Genomic DNA, 16,051 nt, shown 5'->3' on the forward strand with positions numbered 1-16,051 from the left:
GGATCAGGCCGCGAGCTTCTTCACGATGCGCTCGACGGTGAGCCAGGTGCGGGTGGTGATGTCTTTGCCGTACGTCTTGTCCAGCCAGGCCATGAAGTCCGGCGTCTTGCCCGGCTCGCTGTTGTCGATGACGGCGAGGAAGGCGCGTGCGGCCTCGTCGTAGCCGACGACCCGGGTGAGCGGGTCGGGTTGCTCGGGCAGGGTGACCGGAGCCTTGGCTTCGTCCTTGAGGAACGTCGCGATCAGATACGTCCCGCGCCCGTGGGTCAGGCCGGGGAACGGGTCGCTGTCCAGCAGCGCGCGCAGTTCGTCGTGGCTGCGGATGATCGTGCCGCCGCCGATCCCGAGTTCGCGGATCAATGCCTGCTGGATGCGATCCTCCAGCGCGGGCACGTCGGTCTCCGCGCTGCGGAACACGATGTTGCCGCTGGCCAGCACCGAACCGACGCCCTCGAAACCGAGCGACTCGAACACCGCCCGCAGCTTCTCGTTGCTCATGTTCGGATTGCTCGGCGCGATCCCGCGCAACAAGGCGGCGTAGGCAGTCATACCGGCGAACCTACTCGCTCGCACCGACGCACCCACGGGTCCGCTAGAGGGCGTCCGCAGGGAGCGGCGCGCCCGACTCCACGACGCGCCCGATCCGAATAGCCTCACCGAGGAGTGGCTCGACCCGGCAGCCTGCGGCCGCGCCCGGCTCCGCACGCAGCCGTCAGGCGGACTGCGTGGCCCCGTTCTTCTTGCGCGCGATGTCCTCCAGCGCCGCAAGGTATTCGGCCCGCTTCTCGGCTCCGGCCTCCCAGGCCACCTTGCGGTTCTTGACCACCTTGGCCGGTGCGCCCACGGCGATGCTGTAGTCCGGGATGTCGCCCTTGACGACAGCGTGCGCGCCCAGCACACAGCCGCGGCCGACACTGGTCTCGCGCAGCACGGTCACCTTGGCGGCGATCCAGGTGTCGGGGCCGATGCGGACCGGGCTCTTCACGATGCCCTGATCCTTGATCGGAACGTGGATGTCGTCCATCTTGTGGTCGAAGTCGCAGATGTAGCACCAGTCGGCGACCAGGGTCGATTCCCCGATCTCGATGTCGAGGTAGGTGTTGACGACGTTGTCCTTGCCGAACACCACCTTGTCGCCGATGCGCAGCGAGCCCTCGTGGCAGCGGATCGCGTTGCCGTCGCCGATGTGCACCCAGCGGCCGATCTCCATCCGGCTCAGTTCAGGCGTCGCGTGGATCTCCACGCGGCGGCCGAGGAAGACCATGCCGCGCAGGACGATGTGCGGGTTGGCCAGGCGGAACTTGAACAGCCGGTAGTAGCGCACCAGATACCAGGGCGTGTACGCCCGGTTCGCGAGCACCCAGCGCAGCGACGCCAGCGTCAGAAAACGCGCCTGCTGCGGATCCCGGCGGCGCGATCCCCGCCAGCGCGAGCGCAACGGTGCGCCCCACATGCTCGTCACGAACGGCTCTCCTGTCGTGGTCCTACCGGCCGTCGCCCGCCTCGGCGGCGACGGATAGAGCCTATAGCCCGGGACGAGCGCCGCGACGGGCACCCGCGACGACAACGCCGGGACTCGTTCACCCGCATACGGGCCTCCCGTACAGTGACTCGTGCGCCGGAGACGGCGACGGCGAACGCCAACTACGACAGGAGTACGGCAGGTGCGAAGCGGCGGCGTACTGGCTACTTCCATGTGGCGACCGTCCCGGAAACGTGCCGCGGCCGTGCTGGCCGTGCTGGTCGCGGGCGGCGCGCTGACACTGACCGGCTGCGGCACCGACTACGACGACATCACCGTCGGTACCGGCAAGGGCTGGACCGCCGCCTACCACGACGGTCGCAACAGCGGCACCAGCCCGGTCAGCGGATCGCGCAAGGTCGCGCTGAACTGGTCGCGCCCGGTCGGCGGACCGATCGCCCAGCCGGTCACGCTGGGGCCCGACAGCCAGCTGTTCGTCACCACGCGGCTGCCGAACTGCTCGATCTTCTCTTTCCAGATGGCCACCGGCCGCAAACGGTTCTGCAATGCCTTGGGGTCGAGCGCGATCGCCGCTCCGTCGGCGGTCGACGGGATGACCAACGTCTACGTCGGCGACGACAGCAGGGTGATCTCGTTCAACTACCTGGGGCAGCCACGGTGGGCAACACCCGTCGCGGGAACGCCGGTCTCGGTGCAGTTCACCGGCGACGGAAAACTGCTGACGGTCACGCAGTCCGGCCAGGTCGACGTGCTGTCGCGGCAGACCGGCGATCGAACGGTCCCGACCGTCCAACTGCTCGGCGAGCCGGACTTCCTCGCCCACGCAGGCCTCACCTGGCCTGCCGCCGGTCAGGGACTGGACGACTGCGCGGCCGGAGGGCCGCAGTGCCCCGTCGCGAACATCTCCCCGATCGACGCCGCCAGCGGCCGTTTCTACGTGACGTTGTGGCAGCCGGGGCGCCCCGCCGCCGCCTTGGTCGCGCTGCGCTACGCTGACGGCAAGGTCGAGCAGCAGTGGCGCGCCGAACTGCTGCAGCGCGGCAGCGCGACCAGCCCGGCCCTGTCCGCCGACGGCGGCACCCTCTACGTCGGTGACAACAGCAATCACCTGATCGCCCTCGACACCGCCGACGGGCGGACCAAGTGGGTCCACCAGTTGGAGTGGGCGCCGCGCGGCGGCATCTCGGTGTCCCGCGACGGCCTGATCATCCCGTCCGGCGACGACGGCTACCTCCTCGCGCTGCGCGACAACGGCGACGCGGTCGAAACCGTCTGGGAGCGAAAGGATCTCGCGCTGCGCGGTCCCGCTGCCCAGACGGCGGGCGACACCGGATACGCCGCCGCGGCGATCGGCGACGGCCTGAACCTGGTCACCTTCGACGCGCGCACCGGGGTCACCATCGACTCCGACGTCCTGCCGGGCGCGAAGGGGACCGTCGCGGGCACATCGGTGGGCTCGAAGGGCGAGGTCGTGGTCGCCACCCGGATCGGCGAGATCTTCGCGTTCGAACCGGAGTAGCACCCACGGCTCCATCCCATGCCCAATGCAATGCGCCGGGGACCTGGGCGTCGCGGCATGGGAACGGCCTTGAATGCCGTGGAGTACTGTCCTTCACCGCGTCCATCAAAGTGATGCGGCCACAACAGGGTTCGGTGAACGAGGCGACCATCGCGCGGCTGACGAATCCGACCACCCGCGAAATCTCGGGTATCGGGCGATCGGTCCTCATCGACGCGAAACCCGACTACCCGCAAGCATGGGTTCTCACCGACCGGTTCGCCGTCGGCATCTTCTCGTCGGCAGCAATCCATCCGCCCCGCCGACCGACCAGCGGTGGGCCGCCGCCGCGAGACTCGTCGCCAAACTTCCTGCGGAGGAGCGCTTCGCGCGAACACCCGATGATCACGGGGTGGAACAGAGGAAGGCCGTCGCTGCGCGGCCGATGCGAGTGATCACCAGCGTGTGTGGTCGGGCGCCGCGGAGTTTGAGGCGCGAACGGAGGGCGTCAGGATCGACGTCGACGCCTCGGGCGAGTATTTCGAGGGGGCCGCAGTCGCGGCGATGGAGTTCGGTGCGGAGCGATTTCTCGCGGAAGTCCAGGCGATCGAGGATGCGGAAGCCACGCACCCCGTCGGGGACGGTGTCGCCGGTGAGATAGGCGATGCGGGGATCCAATTGCCACAGGCCGAATTTCGAGGCGTAGTGACGGACGAGACCGGCGCGCACGACAGCGCCGCCCGGGTCGATGATCCATTCCCCCGGCCCGCGCTCATCGATGCCGTCGGGTTCGGCATCGGTGATGGTCCACGCGGCGCCCTTGGACGAGAGGACCGTCGCGCGACGGGTGACACCGGGCTCGGTGAGTCCGGAAGACCACAGGCATGCCTCGCGCACCGAGCCGTCGAGCGAGACCACCTCCACCTCACCGGACCAGCCCAGCCGGTCGAAATCCAAACCGGGAGCGCATTTCACGGCGAGATCGCGCCCGGTGTAGGCCGCGAGCAGATCCGGAAGCGGCGGGCTCAGTTTGGCCGGGTCGTGGGTGCGCCGGCCATCGGCGCGCCGAGCCGGGTCGGCGATGATCACGGTGTCGCGACTGCTCGGGCGCAACGCGTCGGCTCTGGCCAGCAGCACGTTTCGGGTTTGCGCCGAGAGATCGGCGGCGGACGCGGGCGAACCCGGCTCCCCCACCCCGAGCCGGTGCGGCCCCAGATTGTGCGCGGCGATAGCCAGCCGCACCTCGTCCAGATCGCTGCCGAGCACCGCAGGGCACACCTGGGCCAGCTCCACGAGTTCGGCTCCGATCGAGCAGGTGACGTCGTGCACCGCCCGTCCGGCCAGCCGTGCGGCGCGCTGCCGCGCCACGAGCGTCGGGGTGGCCTGCTGCAGCGCGTCGTCGGTGAACAGCCACTGGCCGGCCCCGAGGAGTTTGGCGCCGGCTCTGCGCCGCAACCGCACTGTCTCGATCAGCGCCGCCGCCCGGTCGCCGTGCGCGCGACGCACCCGATCCAGATCGCGCAGGTGCGTCGCCGGGGTCAGCTCCAGTAGTTCCACCTCGGCCAGCGCGGCTCGACCGGCCGCGCTACCCAGGTACCGGACATCGTCAGGGGAAATGCGATAGCCCACTACCGATCCCCCATGACGTCCGCCCTGCCGCCGCAGTCGCGGCGCACCGCCTCGGAACCCCGGCGCGGAAACGCTTCGCGCCCGCCCACCTCTCCGGCAGCGGCCGTGCCGTCGAGGGGGGCGACATGGTCGCGAAGGGTATCGCGGCCCACTACTTTCCGGCGGAGCTCGGCTTCACGCCGGTGATCATGGCGTTGTAGAAGAACTGGCGCGGAACCACGCGGCGCATGACGTTCTCGTCCACCCAGCTCAGCCCCAGCCAGGCGCGGTACATCGCCATCCGGTAGCGCCAGGTGAGCTTCTCGGCGGGCACGGCCGCCTCGAAGGTACGCACCGGCCAGCCCCACAGCGCGGCCGCGAATTCCTCGGTCTTGGCGGCCACCTCGACGGCGCCCGCCGAGCGGGCCATCGCCTCCAGGGCGCGCGGGTCGAAGGTGTGCAGGTCGACGACCGCTTCCAGGGCCGCCGCGCGCGAGGACTCGTCCAGTTCCTCCTGCGGGCGCCGCCAGTCGCTCAGCATCGGCAGCTTGGTGACCGTGGTCGTGGCCTTCCAGGTGATCCGGCCCAGCCAGCGGGCGTAGAAGTTGCCGACCGTGGTCGGCTCACCGGCGAACACGAAGCGGCCGCCCGGCTTGAGCACGCGCAGGCACTCCTTGAGCGCCAGCTCGACGTCCGGGATGTGGTGCAGCACGGCATGACCGACCACCAGATCGAAGGTGTCGTCGTCGTAGGGGATGGTCTCCGCGTCGGCGACCCGGCCGTCCACGTCCAGCCCGAGGTTCTGCGCGTTGCGCAGCGCGACCTTCACCATGCCCGGCGACAGATCGGTGACCGAGCCGGACTTCGCCACGCCCCCCTGCATCAGGTTCAGCAGGAAGAATCCGGTACCGCAGCCCAGTTCGAGTGCCTTGCCGTAGGGCAGTGGCGCGGGACCGACGGCCGCGTCGAACCGGCCGCGCGCGTACTCGATACAGCGCTCGTCATAGGAGATGGACCATTTGTCGTCATAGGTCTCGGCCTCCCAGTCGTGGTAGAGAACCTGGGCCAGCTTCGTATCCTTGAGCGCTGCTTCGACCTCTGCCTCAGTGGCGTGCGGGTTCGGCGCGGGGTCGTCGGGACGTACCGTCATGGTCGGCAAGCCTACCCAAATCCCCAGTTGACGCCTGCTATCGCCCCACGAATTCCGCCGACCCGGGACCGTCGGCCAAATAAGAACCTGTTCCTATCAGGCGATCTTGCGTCGTGAACAGGCCGGACCACTCGCCACGGGCCCGATCGAGGCCGTGCGGACCCGCTTCGAAGACCGCCTTCGCGGCCGCCAGCGCGCGGGCCGGACCGTCGACGAACTGCCTGGCCCACCGCATGGCGGCGATGTACACGTCGTCCGGCGCGACGACTTCGTCGACCAGGCCGAGCGCCTTCGCCTCCTCCGGCTCGACGAAACGACCGGTGTAGACGAGGTCTTTCGCCGGGCCGGGCCCGATCAACAGGGCCAGCCGCCGGATGCCCGCGAGCGGGATCAGGCCCGTCTTGATCTGCGGCAGACCCAGCTTCACGTTGTCCCCGATGACGCGGCGATCCGCGCCCAGCGCCAGCTCCAGCCCGCCGCCGAGGCAGTAACCGCTGATCGCCGCGACGGTGGGCTGCGGAATCCTGGCCAGGCAGCCGAGAGCACGCTGGAGATCGGCCGCCAGCGCGGTGGCCTGCTCGCCGCCGAGACCGAACAGCTCGGCCACGTCGTCGCCCGCCGAGAACACTCGTTCGTCGCCGTACACGACCACCGCGGCGACGCCCGGGTTCGCGGCGGTGGCGTCGGCCGCCTCGGCCAGCTCGCGCACCAGCTGCACGTTCAGCAGGTTCATCGGCGGGCGCGCGATCCGCAGGACGGCCACGCCCCGCGCGCCATCGCCCTCGGACAGCTCCAGGGTCACGAATTCGGCCATGAGAGGCCACGCTACCGGGTGCGCACCGGCGTGAGCGGTCAGGCCCGGAGGCGGTAGCGCAGCGTCACCACACAGCGCCCCGCTCACGCCGACCGAAGACACAGCGTGAGCGGTCAGGCCCGGAGGCGGTAGCGCAGCGTCACCACACAGCGCCCCGCTCACGCCGACCGAAGACACAGCGTGAGCGGTCGGGCCCAGAAGTGGGCGGCATCGCTCATGGGCGCACTGATCCCTTGAGCCGCCGGGGGTCGGGGAGGTCGGCGAAGTAGCGCTGGTTGTCCGGGAAGGTCAGCAGCCGCTTGCCGTCCAGATCGGCCAGCACCGGCAGGATCGGATCGATCGCCCGCTGCGCGGCCAGGATGTCGGCGGTGGATCGGTACGCGCCGAGCGCGACCAGTTGCGACCAGGTCGGGGGCAGCAGCACGTCGGCGCCCGAGCGCCAGCGCTCCAGCGCCTCGGCCGGGGTGCTCCACTGCACCTCCGCCGCCTCGGACGTGGCGCCGTCGGCCAGCTGCCCGTCCGGCAGCACGGCCACGAAGAACCGGGTGTCGTAGCGGCGCGGTTCGATGACCGGGGTGATCCAATTCGCCCACGGCCGCAACAGGTCCGCGCGCAGCACCAATCGCTCTTCGGCGAGGAACGACGCCAGCGACAGTTCTCTGCGCTCCAGCCTGCCGCGCGCGTCCCGGTATCCGGTGGTGTCGGAGACGACGCTGTCGGCGGCCGGACCGGCCAGCAGCACACCGCACTCCTCGAACGTCTCCCGCACGGCGGCGCAGACCAGCGCCTTGGCCCTGGCCTCGGTGGTGGCGAATCGCTCGGCCCACCAGGCGGGCTCAGGTCCGGCCCAGGCGATGTCCGCGGTCCCGTCGGACGGATCGACGCCGCCGCCGGGGAATACGGTCATGCCCGCGGCGAACGCCATGGCGCCGACCCGGCGCTGCAGGAAGATCTCCGGCCCGTCGGCGCCGTCACGCACCAGCATCACCGTCGACGCGTCTTTGAGCGGCGGTGCCGGTTGCCGAGAGTCTGCCTGCGCCTCTTTCTCACTCACCCCTGCACCTTAACGGGCCGGTCGGACGTAGTCCGTCCCTCAGCCCGCGCACGGCCGGAGCGACGGCGGAGGTACGCCTAACGCGCGCTTGGTGCGCGACGGCACGCCGTCCGAGTCAGCGGGTCCGGTGCCTGCCCGCGCGCCGTGAACGCCGCGCGAAGTAGCGGCCGTCGACTCGGTCCAGCGCGATCGATTGCCGGAAGGCGTCGCTGAGGTTCTCGGCGGTGAGCACGTCGGACAGCAGTCCCTGCGCGACCACTTCGCCCTCGTTGAGCAGCAGGCCGTGGGTGAACCCGGGCGGGATCTCCTCCACGTGGTGGGTGACCAGCACGATCGCGGGTGCGTCCGGGTCGGCGGCGAGATCGCCGAGCCGTTCCACCAGCTCCTCCCGGCCGCCCAGGTCCAGGCCCGCGGCAGGCTCGTCGAGCAGCAGCAGCTCGGGATCGGTCATCAGCGCGCGGGCGATCAGCACTCGTTTGCGCTCGCCCTCCGACAGCGTGCCGTAGGTGCGGTCGGAGAGGTGTTCGGCGCCCAGGCTTTCCAGCATGTCGATGGCGCGGTCGGTGTCCATGTCGTCGTAGCGCTCGCGCCAGCGACCCAGCACCGCGTAGCCGGCGGACACCACCAGGTCGCTGACCTTCTCGTCGACCGGCACCCGGCTGGCCACCGCGGCCGACGAGAGCCCGATGCGCGGACGCAGGTCGTTGATATCGACCTTCCCGATCCGCTCCCCGAGCAGATGGGCGATGCCCGCGGTGGGGTGCATCTCGGCGGCGGCCATTCGCAGCAGCGAGGTCTTGCCCGCGCCGTTGGGGCCGAGAACCACCCAGCGTTCGTCGAGCTCGACCTGCCAGGTGACCGGTCCGACCAGAGTGTGGCCCGAGCGGCGGACGGTTACGTCGGTGAAATCGATGAGCAGATCGGGATCCGGTTGCGGCACGCGCTCCATCTTGGCCCACCTGAGGGGGCACTTGCCAACGCGGGGAGGAAAAACGATCCGGTCGGTCGGATCTCTGTCGGCTCACCGCCGTCACGACCGCATCCGCCACACCGCCCGACACGCCCATGACGCCCGCGACGGTCTCGCGGAGCGTTCACCAGGACCGGGCGGGCACCGCGATCACCGTCATCGAGCCCGGCGCCACTTCGGTGAACCCCGCGTCGCGCACGGCGATCGCGCTGCCCGCGGCCACCTGCTCGGCCAGCGACGCCCAGCGCTGCGGGTCGGCTTCGCGCACCGCGCAGTGGAAGCCGAGTTCCGCCCAGCGCAGCGCGTCCGCCACCGGCAGCGCACCGGCCAGCAGCATGCTCGCGTGACCCACCTGCGCGGCCGACTTGCCCAGCGTCATCCCGAGCCCGGTGTTCACCCACAGCACCGGCAGTGCCGGATCGGGCGTGCCGGGATCGTCGTGCTCGAGATCGGTGCCGCCGATCTGCAGACGCTTGATCCGCGGATCGACCGCGCCCACCGGTCCCGGGACCAGCGCTCGCGCCTGCGCGCCGTCGATCTCGACGGTGACGCCCGGGACGGCGCAAGTAGCACGCCATTGGGCGCCGCGGGCGCGCCGCGCCACCTTCCGGATCCGCGAACGCTTCCACCCCAGATACGGCTGTTCCCACTCGCCGCCGGGGCCGACTCGCTCGTCCAGGCACAGCGCCACCGCGGCGGATGCGGCGGCGGCGAGCAGCGCACTGCGCGGCGGCGGATCGGTCTTCGGCAGATGCAGCACCATCTGCATCGCCTGCACCATGGCCGGGTCCCCGGGATCGCCTGTGCCGTAACCACCGGCCAACTCCGCGTGCCTGACCCGGAAACCTTCGACGTCCGATACAGCTGGGCCCGTGCGGGTCTCGCCGTCGTCCCGGATCTCGGCGCCGCATTCCGGGATGCTCGTCATCACTCCACCTCGATCGTCAACGAAAACGTCCTGGCCGGCTCCAGGCCCTGTTCCCACGGACGCGTGTACTCCATCGTCAGCGACGTCGCACCCGCCGCCGCGCCCACGAAAGTCCATACCGACGTCCCGCCCGCGCCGGGCGCGACGGGCACGGCCGGATCGGGTTCGAAATCGGCCTCGCCGTCCAGCTTCACCACAGCCGCATCCACTTTCGCGATGCTCCAGGAGTAACCGGTGGACGGATTCGCCGCGAGCGCGACGATCAGCCGCTGCCCGACGTGCAGTCGCCGCTGTTGCCCGTTGTCGGCCGCGCCGACGCGCACAACGGGATGCGCGGAGCCGGTCGTCGTCCCGTCGGGCGAGCCGCTGCCGCCGCACCCCGCCACCGCCAATCCGGCCAGCAGCACAAGCAGGGACTTGCGCACCCGTCCTCCGATCGCCGAATGATCAACAGCAGCGAGCCTACCGAGGCGGACGCGACCCGGCCGGATGCTCAGCCCAGCGGAACGCGGCGCAGCAGGCCGTCCCTGGCGTCGGCGGCCTCCACTTCGTGCCGGGTGACTCCGAGAATGAACAGGACGGCGTCCAGATAGGGATGCGACAGTGCGGCATCGGCGATCTCACGCAGCGCAGGCTTGGCATTGAAGGCGACGCCGAGCCCGGCGGCGTTGAGCATGTCGATGTCATTGGCGCCGTCGCCCACCGCGACGGTCTGTTCCATCGGCACCCCGGCCTCGGCCGCGAACTTGCGCAGCGCGGTCGCCTTGGCCGCCCGGTCGACGATCTCGCCCACGACCCGGCCGGTGAGCTTGCCGTCCACGACCTCCAGCGTGTTCGCCTGCACGAAGTCCAGTTCCAGCTCGTGCGCGAGCGGTTCGATGACCTGCCGGAAGCCGCCCGACACCACGCCGCAGCGGAAACCGATCCGGCGCAGCGTGCGAATCGTGGTGCGCGCGCCGGGGGTCAGCTCGATCCGGTCGGCCACCTCCTCGATCACCGACTCGTCCAGACCGGCCAGCGTCGCGACCCGCTGTCGCAGCGATTCGGCGAAGTCGATCTCCCCGCGCATGGCGGCCTCGGTCACCCTGCGCACCTCGTCCTCGACGCCCGCGTGCGCGGCGAGCATCTCGATGACCTCGCCCTGGATCAACGTCGAGTCGACGTCGAACACGATCAGCCGCTTGCCGCGGCGGGCCAGCCCCGCCCGCTCCACCGCGACGTCCACCCGCTCGGCCACCGCCACCTCGGCCAGTGCCGTGCGCAGCCGCGAATCGGTGTCGGGGCCGGAGTCGATCGCGGTGACCATCAGCTCCATCCCCGTCACCGGGTAGTCGGCGATCCCGCGGATGGTGTCGATGTTCGCGCCCAGTGCGGCCAGTTGCCGCGACACCGCGCTGAACGCACGCGCCGTAACGGGGCTGCCGAGGATGACCACCGCGTGGGTGGACATCGGCTGCCTGCCGATCGCCGCGTCCACCTCCACGTCGACGTGCATGCCGACGGTGTTCATGGCCTCTTCGAGTTCCTCCTGCAACGCCTCGGCGTCGTTCGGGCAGGTGACCAGGACGCCCAGGGTCAGCCTGCCCCGGATCACGACCTGCTCCACGTCCAGCAGGCTGACCCGGTGCCGGGACATCGCCGCGAGCAGCACAGACGTCACACCGGGGCGGTCCGGCCCGGTGACGGTGACGAGAACGGTGGTGTCGGCCAACTGATGCGCTCCAAATTCGGTGTTCGCCGTCGCTGCCGGTGGACATCGTTGTCGCAACGCCAACGGTGCGTGTTGCTCTCCACAAAAGAGTGTGCACCCGCTGTCGCCAGCAGGTGCACACTCGTCGCGGTGAATCCGCCCTACTTCGTCAATGCCGCCGTCTCGTGGACCTCGGTGGCGTACTTGCCCGAGCCCCAGCCCACGTGGGCCTCGGACCGCATGCGCTCGATCATGTGCGGGTAGTGCAGCTCGAACGCGGGGCGCTCGGAGCGGATGCGCGGCAGCTCGTAGAAGTTGTGCCGCGGCGGCGGGCAGGTGGTGGCCCACTCCAGCGAGTTGCCGTAGCCCCACGGGTCGTCCACGGTGACCACCTCGCCATAGCGGTAGCTCTTGAAGACGTTCCACAGGAACGGCAGCATCGACGCGCCGAGCACGAAGGCGCCGATCGTGGAGATCGTGTTCAGCGTGGTGAAGCCGTCGCTGGGCAGGTAGTCGGCGTAGCGGCGCGGCATGCCCTCGGCGCCCAGCCAGTGCTGGACCAGGAAGGTCATGTGGAAGCCGAGGAAGGTCGTCCAGAAGTGCCACTTCGCCAGGCGCTCGTCCAGCATCCGGCCGGTCATCTTCGGGAACCAGAAGTAGATGCCCGCGTAGGTGGCGAACACGATGGTGCCGAAGAGCACGTAGTGGAAGTGCGCCACGACGAAGTACGAGTCGGTGACGTGGAAGTCCAGCGGCGGGCTGGCCAGGATGACGCCGGACAGACCACCGAAGAGGAAGGTGACGATGAAGCCGATGGAGAACAGCATCGGCGACTCGAAGGTCAGCTGACCGCGCCACATGGTGCCGATCCAGTTGAAGAACTTCACACCGGTCGGAACCGCGATGAGGAAGGTCATGAACGAGAAGTACGGCAGCAGCACCGCGCCGGTGGCGTACATGTGGTGCGCCCACACCGCGATGGACAGCGCGGCGATACCCAGGGTGGCGTACACCAGCGTGGTGTAACCGAAGATCGGCTTGCGCGAGAAGACCGGGAAGATCTCCGAGACGATGCCGAAGAACGGCAGCGCGATGATGTACACCTCGGGGTGGCCGAAGAACCAGAACAGGTGCTGGTAGAGCAGGATGCCGCCGGTCGCGGGGTCGTAGATGTGGCCGCCCAGGTGGCGGTCGTAGGCCAGACCGAACAGCGCGGCGGTCAGCAGCGGGAAGGCCAGCAGCACCAGGACGCTGGTGACGGCGATGTTCCAGGTGAAGATCGGCATCCGGAACATGGTCATACCGGGAGCGCGCAGGCAGACCACGGTGGTCAGCATGTTCACGCCACCGAGGATGGTGCCCAGACCGGACACCGCCAGGCCCAGGATCCACAGGTCGGTGCCGACGCCGGGCGAATGCAGGATGTCGGTGAGCGGCACGTACGCCGTCCAGCCGAAGTCCGCGGCGCCACCCGGGGTGATGAAGCCAGCGGTCGCCATGCTGGCGCCGAACGCGTACAGCCAGTAGCTGAAGGCGTTCAGGCGCGGGAAGGCGACGTCGGGAGCGCCGATCTGCAGCGGGAGGATGATGTTGGCGAAGCCGAACACGATCGCGGTCGCGTAGAACAGCAGCATGATCGTGCCGTGCATGGTGAACAGCTGGTTGAACTGCTCGGTCGAGAGGAACTGCAGACCGGGCCGCGCCAGCTCACCGCGCATCAGCAGGGCCATCAGGCCACCGATGAGGAAGAAGCCCATCGACGTCGTCAGGTACATGACACCCAGGACCTTGGGGTCCGTGGTGGTGACCATCTTGTAGATGAACGAGCCCTTCGGCCCGGTCCGAGCCGGATAAGGCCGAGTCGCTTCCAACTGAGGGACTGGCTGGGGCTCTACGGCAGTCACTGATCCTCCTGAAAGGTGCCTTTAAGTCGCTCCGCAGGCTCCGCTGATCGCATCCATCCCTATGTCGGGACAGACGACAGTTCGCTTGCGCTCTTCGAATCGTAAACCCGCGCCCCCCGAGCCGACCGAACGGGTCCTACTCTCTGTCGTATTTGTTCGGCCGCACCCGCGGTGCGGCGTGTTCGCGGTCCCTTTATGGCTCGCCGATGAGTTCTGCGGGTGGGGGGCGTCTGTAACGGTGACACCGATACACCTCAGGCCAGGAGACCAGCGATGACGAAACCGAACGGTACGAAGCCCGGCGATCCCTGCTGGGTCGAGCTGTACACCTCCGACGTCGATCGGAGCATCGAGTTCTACCGCGACCTGTTCGGCTGGACCGCCGAGAGCGCGGGCGAGGAGTTCGGCGGGTACGTCACCTTCCGAAAAGACGGGCGCGCGGTGGCGGGCGCGATGGCCAGGATGCCCGGCGACACCGACAGCCCGGAGCAGTGGACGGTGTATCTGGCCAGCTCCGGCGCCCAGGCCACCGCGGACGCGGCGACGGCGGCCGGCGCGTCGCTGATCGTGCCGCCGATGGCGGTCGGCGAGCTGGGCACGATGGCCGTGCTCGGCGACGTCGGGGGCGCGGGCGTCGGCATCTGGGAGGCCGGGACGTTCCCCGGGTTCGAGACCATCGGCCTGGTCTCCGGTGGGCAGTGGCGCGACCACGAGGGCGCGCCGTCCTGGTTCGAGCTGCACACCCGCGCCTACGACGCCTCACTGGCGTTCTACCGGGATGTGTTCGGTTGGTCGGACGTCTTCACCATCTCCGACGCCCCGGAGTTCCGCTACTCCACCATCCACGCCGAGAGCCCGATGCTCGGCGGCGTCATGGACGCCTCGGCGTTCCTGCCCGAAGGCGCCCCTGCCGCGTGGACCGTCTACTTCGGCGCCGACGACGTGGACAAGACCGTCGAACGACTCGTCGAACTCGGCGGCTCGGTGCTCTCCCCACCCGAGGACACCCCTTACGGCCGCATGTCCGCCGTCACCGACGCCACCGGCGCGCGCTTCAGCATCGGCGGCGACCGAGCTCGATAGCGGCGGCCCGTCCGCGAATTCCGGCCGGTGCAGTCCTCGCACTGGGACGGTCGATTCGTCGCGCGACCCGGCGAACTGTTCGTCCGGCCCGAGCCCGGCACACGGACGCTTGCCGCCGCGACCTCACCCAGGGAACGACCTGCGCCGACATGTACCCTCACTCGCATGCCGGTGAGCGACGTGATACATGGACGCACCCGAATTCGCGCAGTCCGCAATCGAAACGGCGCGACCGGTCGCCGGTTCCGGGCCGTCGTGGCCGGGTGCGCCGCGCTGATCGTCGCCGGTTGCGGCGGCACCACCGACGATTCCGCCTCCATCGTGCGCACCACCACCAATATCGCCGGCGCGGGCGTCGTCGGGCTGGAGCGGGACACCACCCGCGCGTGCGCACTGCCGAGCGCCCCGGATCCGGCAAGCGGGGCGACCCGCAGCGTCACGCACGCGGCGGGCGTCTCCGAAGTGCCCGCCGACCCGCAGCGCATCGTCGTGCTCAGCACCTCCGCGCTGGACGCGGTCTGCGCACTCGGCCTGTGGGAGCGCGTCGTGGGTGCGGTGACCATCGACGGACCGAGCCCGCAACCGGCCTACCTCGGTACCGGCGTGTTGAAGATCCCCGCTGTCGGCACCGCCGCACAGCCCGACCCGGCCCGGATCGCGGACTTGCGCCCCGATCTGATCCTGGGCGAGATCCCCACCGGCGCGGCGAGTTTCAGCGCGCTGCAGGCCATCGCCCCGGCCGTGCTGGTCGGCTCGACCAACAGCTGGCAGGCCGAATTCGCCGCGTACGCAGCGGGTTTGGGGCGCAGCGAAGCGGCGGAGACCGCACTGCGGGACTACCGCACCGAAGCGAAGGAAACCGGTACCGCGCTGTCGGCCGCCCAGACCCAGGCTTCGGTCATCCGGTTCACCGCCGACACCGACCGGGTGCAGGGCGGTGACAGCTTCGCGGGCCAGGTGCTCGGCGACGTGGGCGTGCAGCGCCCCGAAGCCCAGCGCGGCACGTCGTTCGACGTGCGCGAGGACGAGTTCGCCACGAAGGTGGAGGGCGACGTGATCTACGTGGTCCTCGCGGGCGCGGAGGGCAAGAAGCACGGCGAAGCGGTGCTGCGCTCCGACGAGTGGAAAGAACTCGGCGCCGCCACCGACCGCCGGGTGTTCGCCGTGGAGGACAGCGTCTGGCACGGCGACGGCCTCACCGCCGCCCGCGCCCTGCTCACCGATCTGCGCAACACGCTCAACGGCTACGTGACCGACTGACCGCCACCCCCTTGGGTGAGGTTTCCCCCACCCTTGGAGTGCCCGGACCAGCGCTGGGGTTGCTGTCGCAAGCGCGTCCCGAAGACGAGATTAAGAGGTACGCCAAACACCTCTTAATCGACACTCGAGGACACGACATGCACACGCTGACCGATTCGCTCGCCGACAACCTCTATGTCCTGCCGCTGGCCCAGCCCGTCGCCGAGGTCGATCCGCAGGCGGTCGTGGTCTCCACCGCCGATTGCGACCTCACCTACGCCGAACTCGATCGCTGGTCCAACCGCCTCGCCCGGCTGCTGCTCGGCATCGGCGCCGGCCCCGGCAGCCGTATCGCGGTGGCGATCGACCAGCCGATCGAGTCCGTCGTGACCGAGCGGGCCGCCACCAAGATCGGCGCCGTCACCGTCGCGGTCACCGAGGACGGCTCCTACGCGCTCGGCACCCGGGTGGGCATCACCACCAAGGACCAGCAGCCCGAGCACGACGGCGAGATCACCTGGCTGGTGCTGGACGAGCGCTCCACCCTACAGCGCTACCTGACCAGCTCCGCCGCCCCGCTGCGCGCCGCCGACCTGGATCTGCTCCAGGCAGCCGCCTGACCGGGCAAAC

The 16,051-nt window shown here is 69.7% G+C and carries 15 protein-coding genes; 4 read left to right on the plus strand and 11 right to left on the minus strand.

Annotated features, from left to right (window positions below):
• Nucleotides 1-3: 3 nt before the first annotated feature.
• Together IU450_RS10040 and IU450_RS10045 are read right to left on the minus strand one after the other, a co-directional pair.
• Entirely contained in the window at nt 4-549 is a 546-nt protein-coding gene (locus IU450_RS10040) for a DUF1697 domain-containing protein (RefSeq protein WP_195149416.1), read from the minus strand.
• A 163-nt stretch (nt 550-712) separates the two neighbouring features.
• Nucleotides 713-1,462, minus strand: a complete 750-nt coding sequence (locus IU450_RS10045; RefSeq protein WP_195149417.1) for an acyltransferase — start codon at nt 1,460-1,462, stop codon at nt 713-715.
• 232 nt (nt 1,463-1,694) lie between these two features.
• On the opposite strand from IU450_RS10045, the gene IU450_RS10050 reads away from it, so the two are divergent.
• A complete protein-coding gene (locus tag IU450_RS10050; protein ID WP_195149418.1) occupies nt 1,695-3,002 on the plus strand; it encodes a PQQ-binding-like beta-propeller repeat protein in 1,308 nt (435 codons plus the stop codon).
• Between the two features lie 384 nt (nt 3,003-3,386).
• Here the strand turns inward: IU450_RS10050 and IU450_RS10055 are convergent, their stop codons facing one another.
• The 9 genes from IU450_RS10055 to ctaD all read right to left on the minus strand — a co-directional run bounded on the left by IU450_RS10055 (nt 3,387) and on the right by ctaD (nt 13,099).
• Nucleotides 3,387-4,610 (minus strand): THUMP-like domain-containing protein, encoded by a 1,224-nt coding sequence (locus IU450_RS10055; RefSeq protein ID WP_195149419.1) that lies wholly within the window; start codon nt 4,608-4,610, stop codon nt 3,387-3,389.
• A 151-nt stretch (nt 4,611-4,761) separates the two neighbouring features.
• The gene (locus tag IU450_RS10060; protein ID WP_195149420.1) at nt 4,762-5,739 is read right to left on the minus strand and encodes a class I SAM-dependent methyltransferase; all 978 of its coding nucleotides are present in this window, start codon (nt 5,737-5,739) and stop codon (nt 4,762-4,764) included.
• 37 nt (nt 5,740-5,776) lie between these two features.
• Nucleotides 5,777-6,553 (minus strand): enoyl-CoA hydratase-related protein, encoded by a 777-nt coding sequence (locus tag IU450_RS10065; RefSeq protein WP_195149421.1) that lies wholly within the window; start codon nt 6,551-6,553, stop codon nt 5,777-5,779.
• Nucleotides 6,554-6,767: 214 nt separating this feature from the next.
• Entirely contained in the window at nt 6,768-7,607 is an 840-nt protein-coding gene (locus IU450_RS10070) for an NUDIX domain-containing protein (RefSeq protein ID WP_195149422.1), read from the minus strand.
• A 115-nt stretch (nt 7,608-7,722) separates the two neighbouring features.
• Nucleotides 7,723-8,556: an ABC transporter ATP-binding protein gene (locus tag IU450_RS10075; RefSeq protein WP_195149423.1), complete on the minus strand. Its 834-nt coding sequence runs from the start codon at nt 8,554-8,556 to the stop codon at nt 7,723-7,725.
• Between the two features lie 145 nt (nt 8,557-8,701).
• Complete coding sequence (locus IU450_RS10080) at nt 8,702-9,505, minus strand: aminoacyl-tRNA hydrolase (RefSeq protein WP_195149424.1); 804 nt, start codon at nt 9,503-9,505, stop codon at nt 8,702-8,704.
• Nucleotides 9,505-9,930 carry a protease inhibitor I42 family protein gene (locus tag IU450_RS10085; RefSeq protein WP_195149425.1) on the minus strand — a complete coding sequence of 142 codons (426 nt, stop codon included), beginning with the start codon at nt 9,928-9,930 and terminating at the stop codon, nt 9,505-9,507. The genes IU450_RS10080 and IU450_RS10085 overlap by 1 nt, the downstream gene beginning before the upstream one ends.
• A 68-nt stretch (nt 9,931-9,998) precedes the next feature.
• On the minus strand, nt 9,999-11,216 hold the full coding sequence (gene serB, locus IU450_RS10090) for a phosphoserine phosphatase SerB (protein ID WP_195149426.1): 1,218 nt from the start codon (nt 11,214-11,216) through the stop codon (nt 9,999-10,001).
• 140 nt (nt 11,217-11,356) lie between these two features.
• Entirely contained in the window at nt 11,357-13,099 is a 1,743-nt protein-coding gene (ctaD, locus tag IU450_RS10095) for a cytochrome c oxidase subunit I (RefSeq protein ID WP_195149427.1), read from the minus strand.
• 273 nt (nt 13,100-13,372) lie between these two features.
• On the opposite strand from ctaD, the gene IU450_RS10100 reads away from it, so the two are divergent.
• The 3 genes from IU450_RS10100 to IU450_RS10110 all read left to right on the plus strand — a co-directional run bounded on the left by IU450_RS10100 (nt 13,373) and on the right by IU450_RS10110 (nt 16,041).
• A complete protein-coding gene (locus IU450_RS10100; protein WP_195149428.1) occupies nt 13,373-14,182 on the plus strand; it encodes a VOC family protein in 810 nt (269 codons plus the stop codon).
• Between the two features lie 165 nt (nt 14,183-14,347).
• Nucleotides 14,348-15,442 carry an ABC transporter substrate-binding protein gene (locus IU450_RS10105; protein WP_195149429.1) on the plus strand — a complete coding sequence of 365 codons (1,095 nt, stop codon included), beginning with the start codon at nt 14,348-14,350 and terminating at the stop codon, nt 15,440-15,442.
• 137 nt (nt 15,443-15,579) lie between these two features.
• Nucleotides 15,580-16,041, plus strand: a complete 462-nt coding sequence (locus IU450_RS10110; protein ID WP_195149430.1) for an AMP-binding protein — start codon at nt 15,580-15,582, stop codon at nt 16,039-16,041.
• The last annotated feature ends 10 nt before the right edge of the window (nt 16,042-16,051 follow it).

This window comes from Nocardia abscessus, assembly GCF_015477775.1.
GTDB classification, from domain to species: domain Bacteria; phylum Actinomycetota; class Actinomycetes; order Mycobacteriales; family Mycobacteriaceae; genus Nocardia; species Nocardia abscessus_A.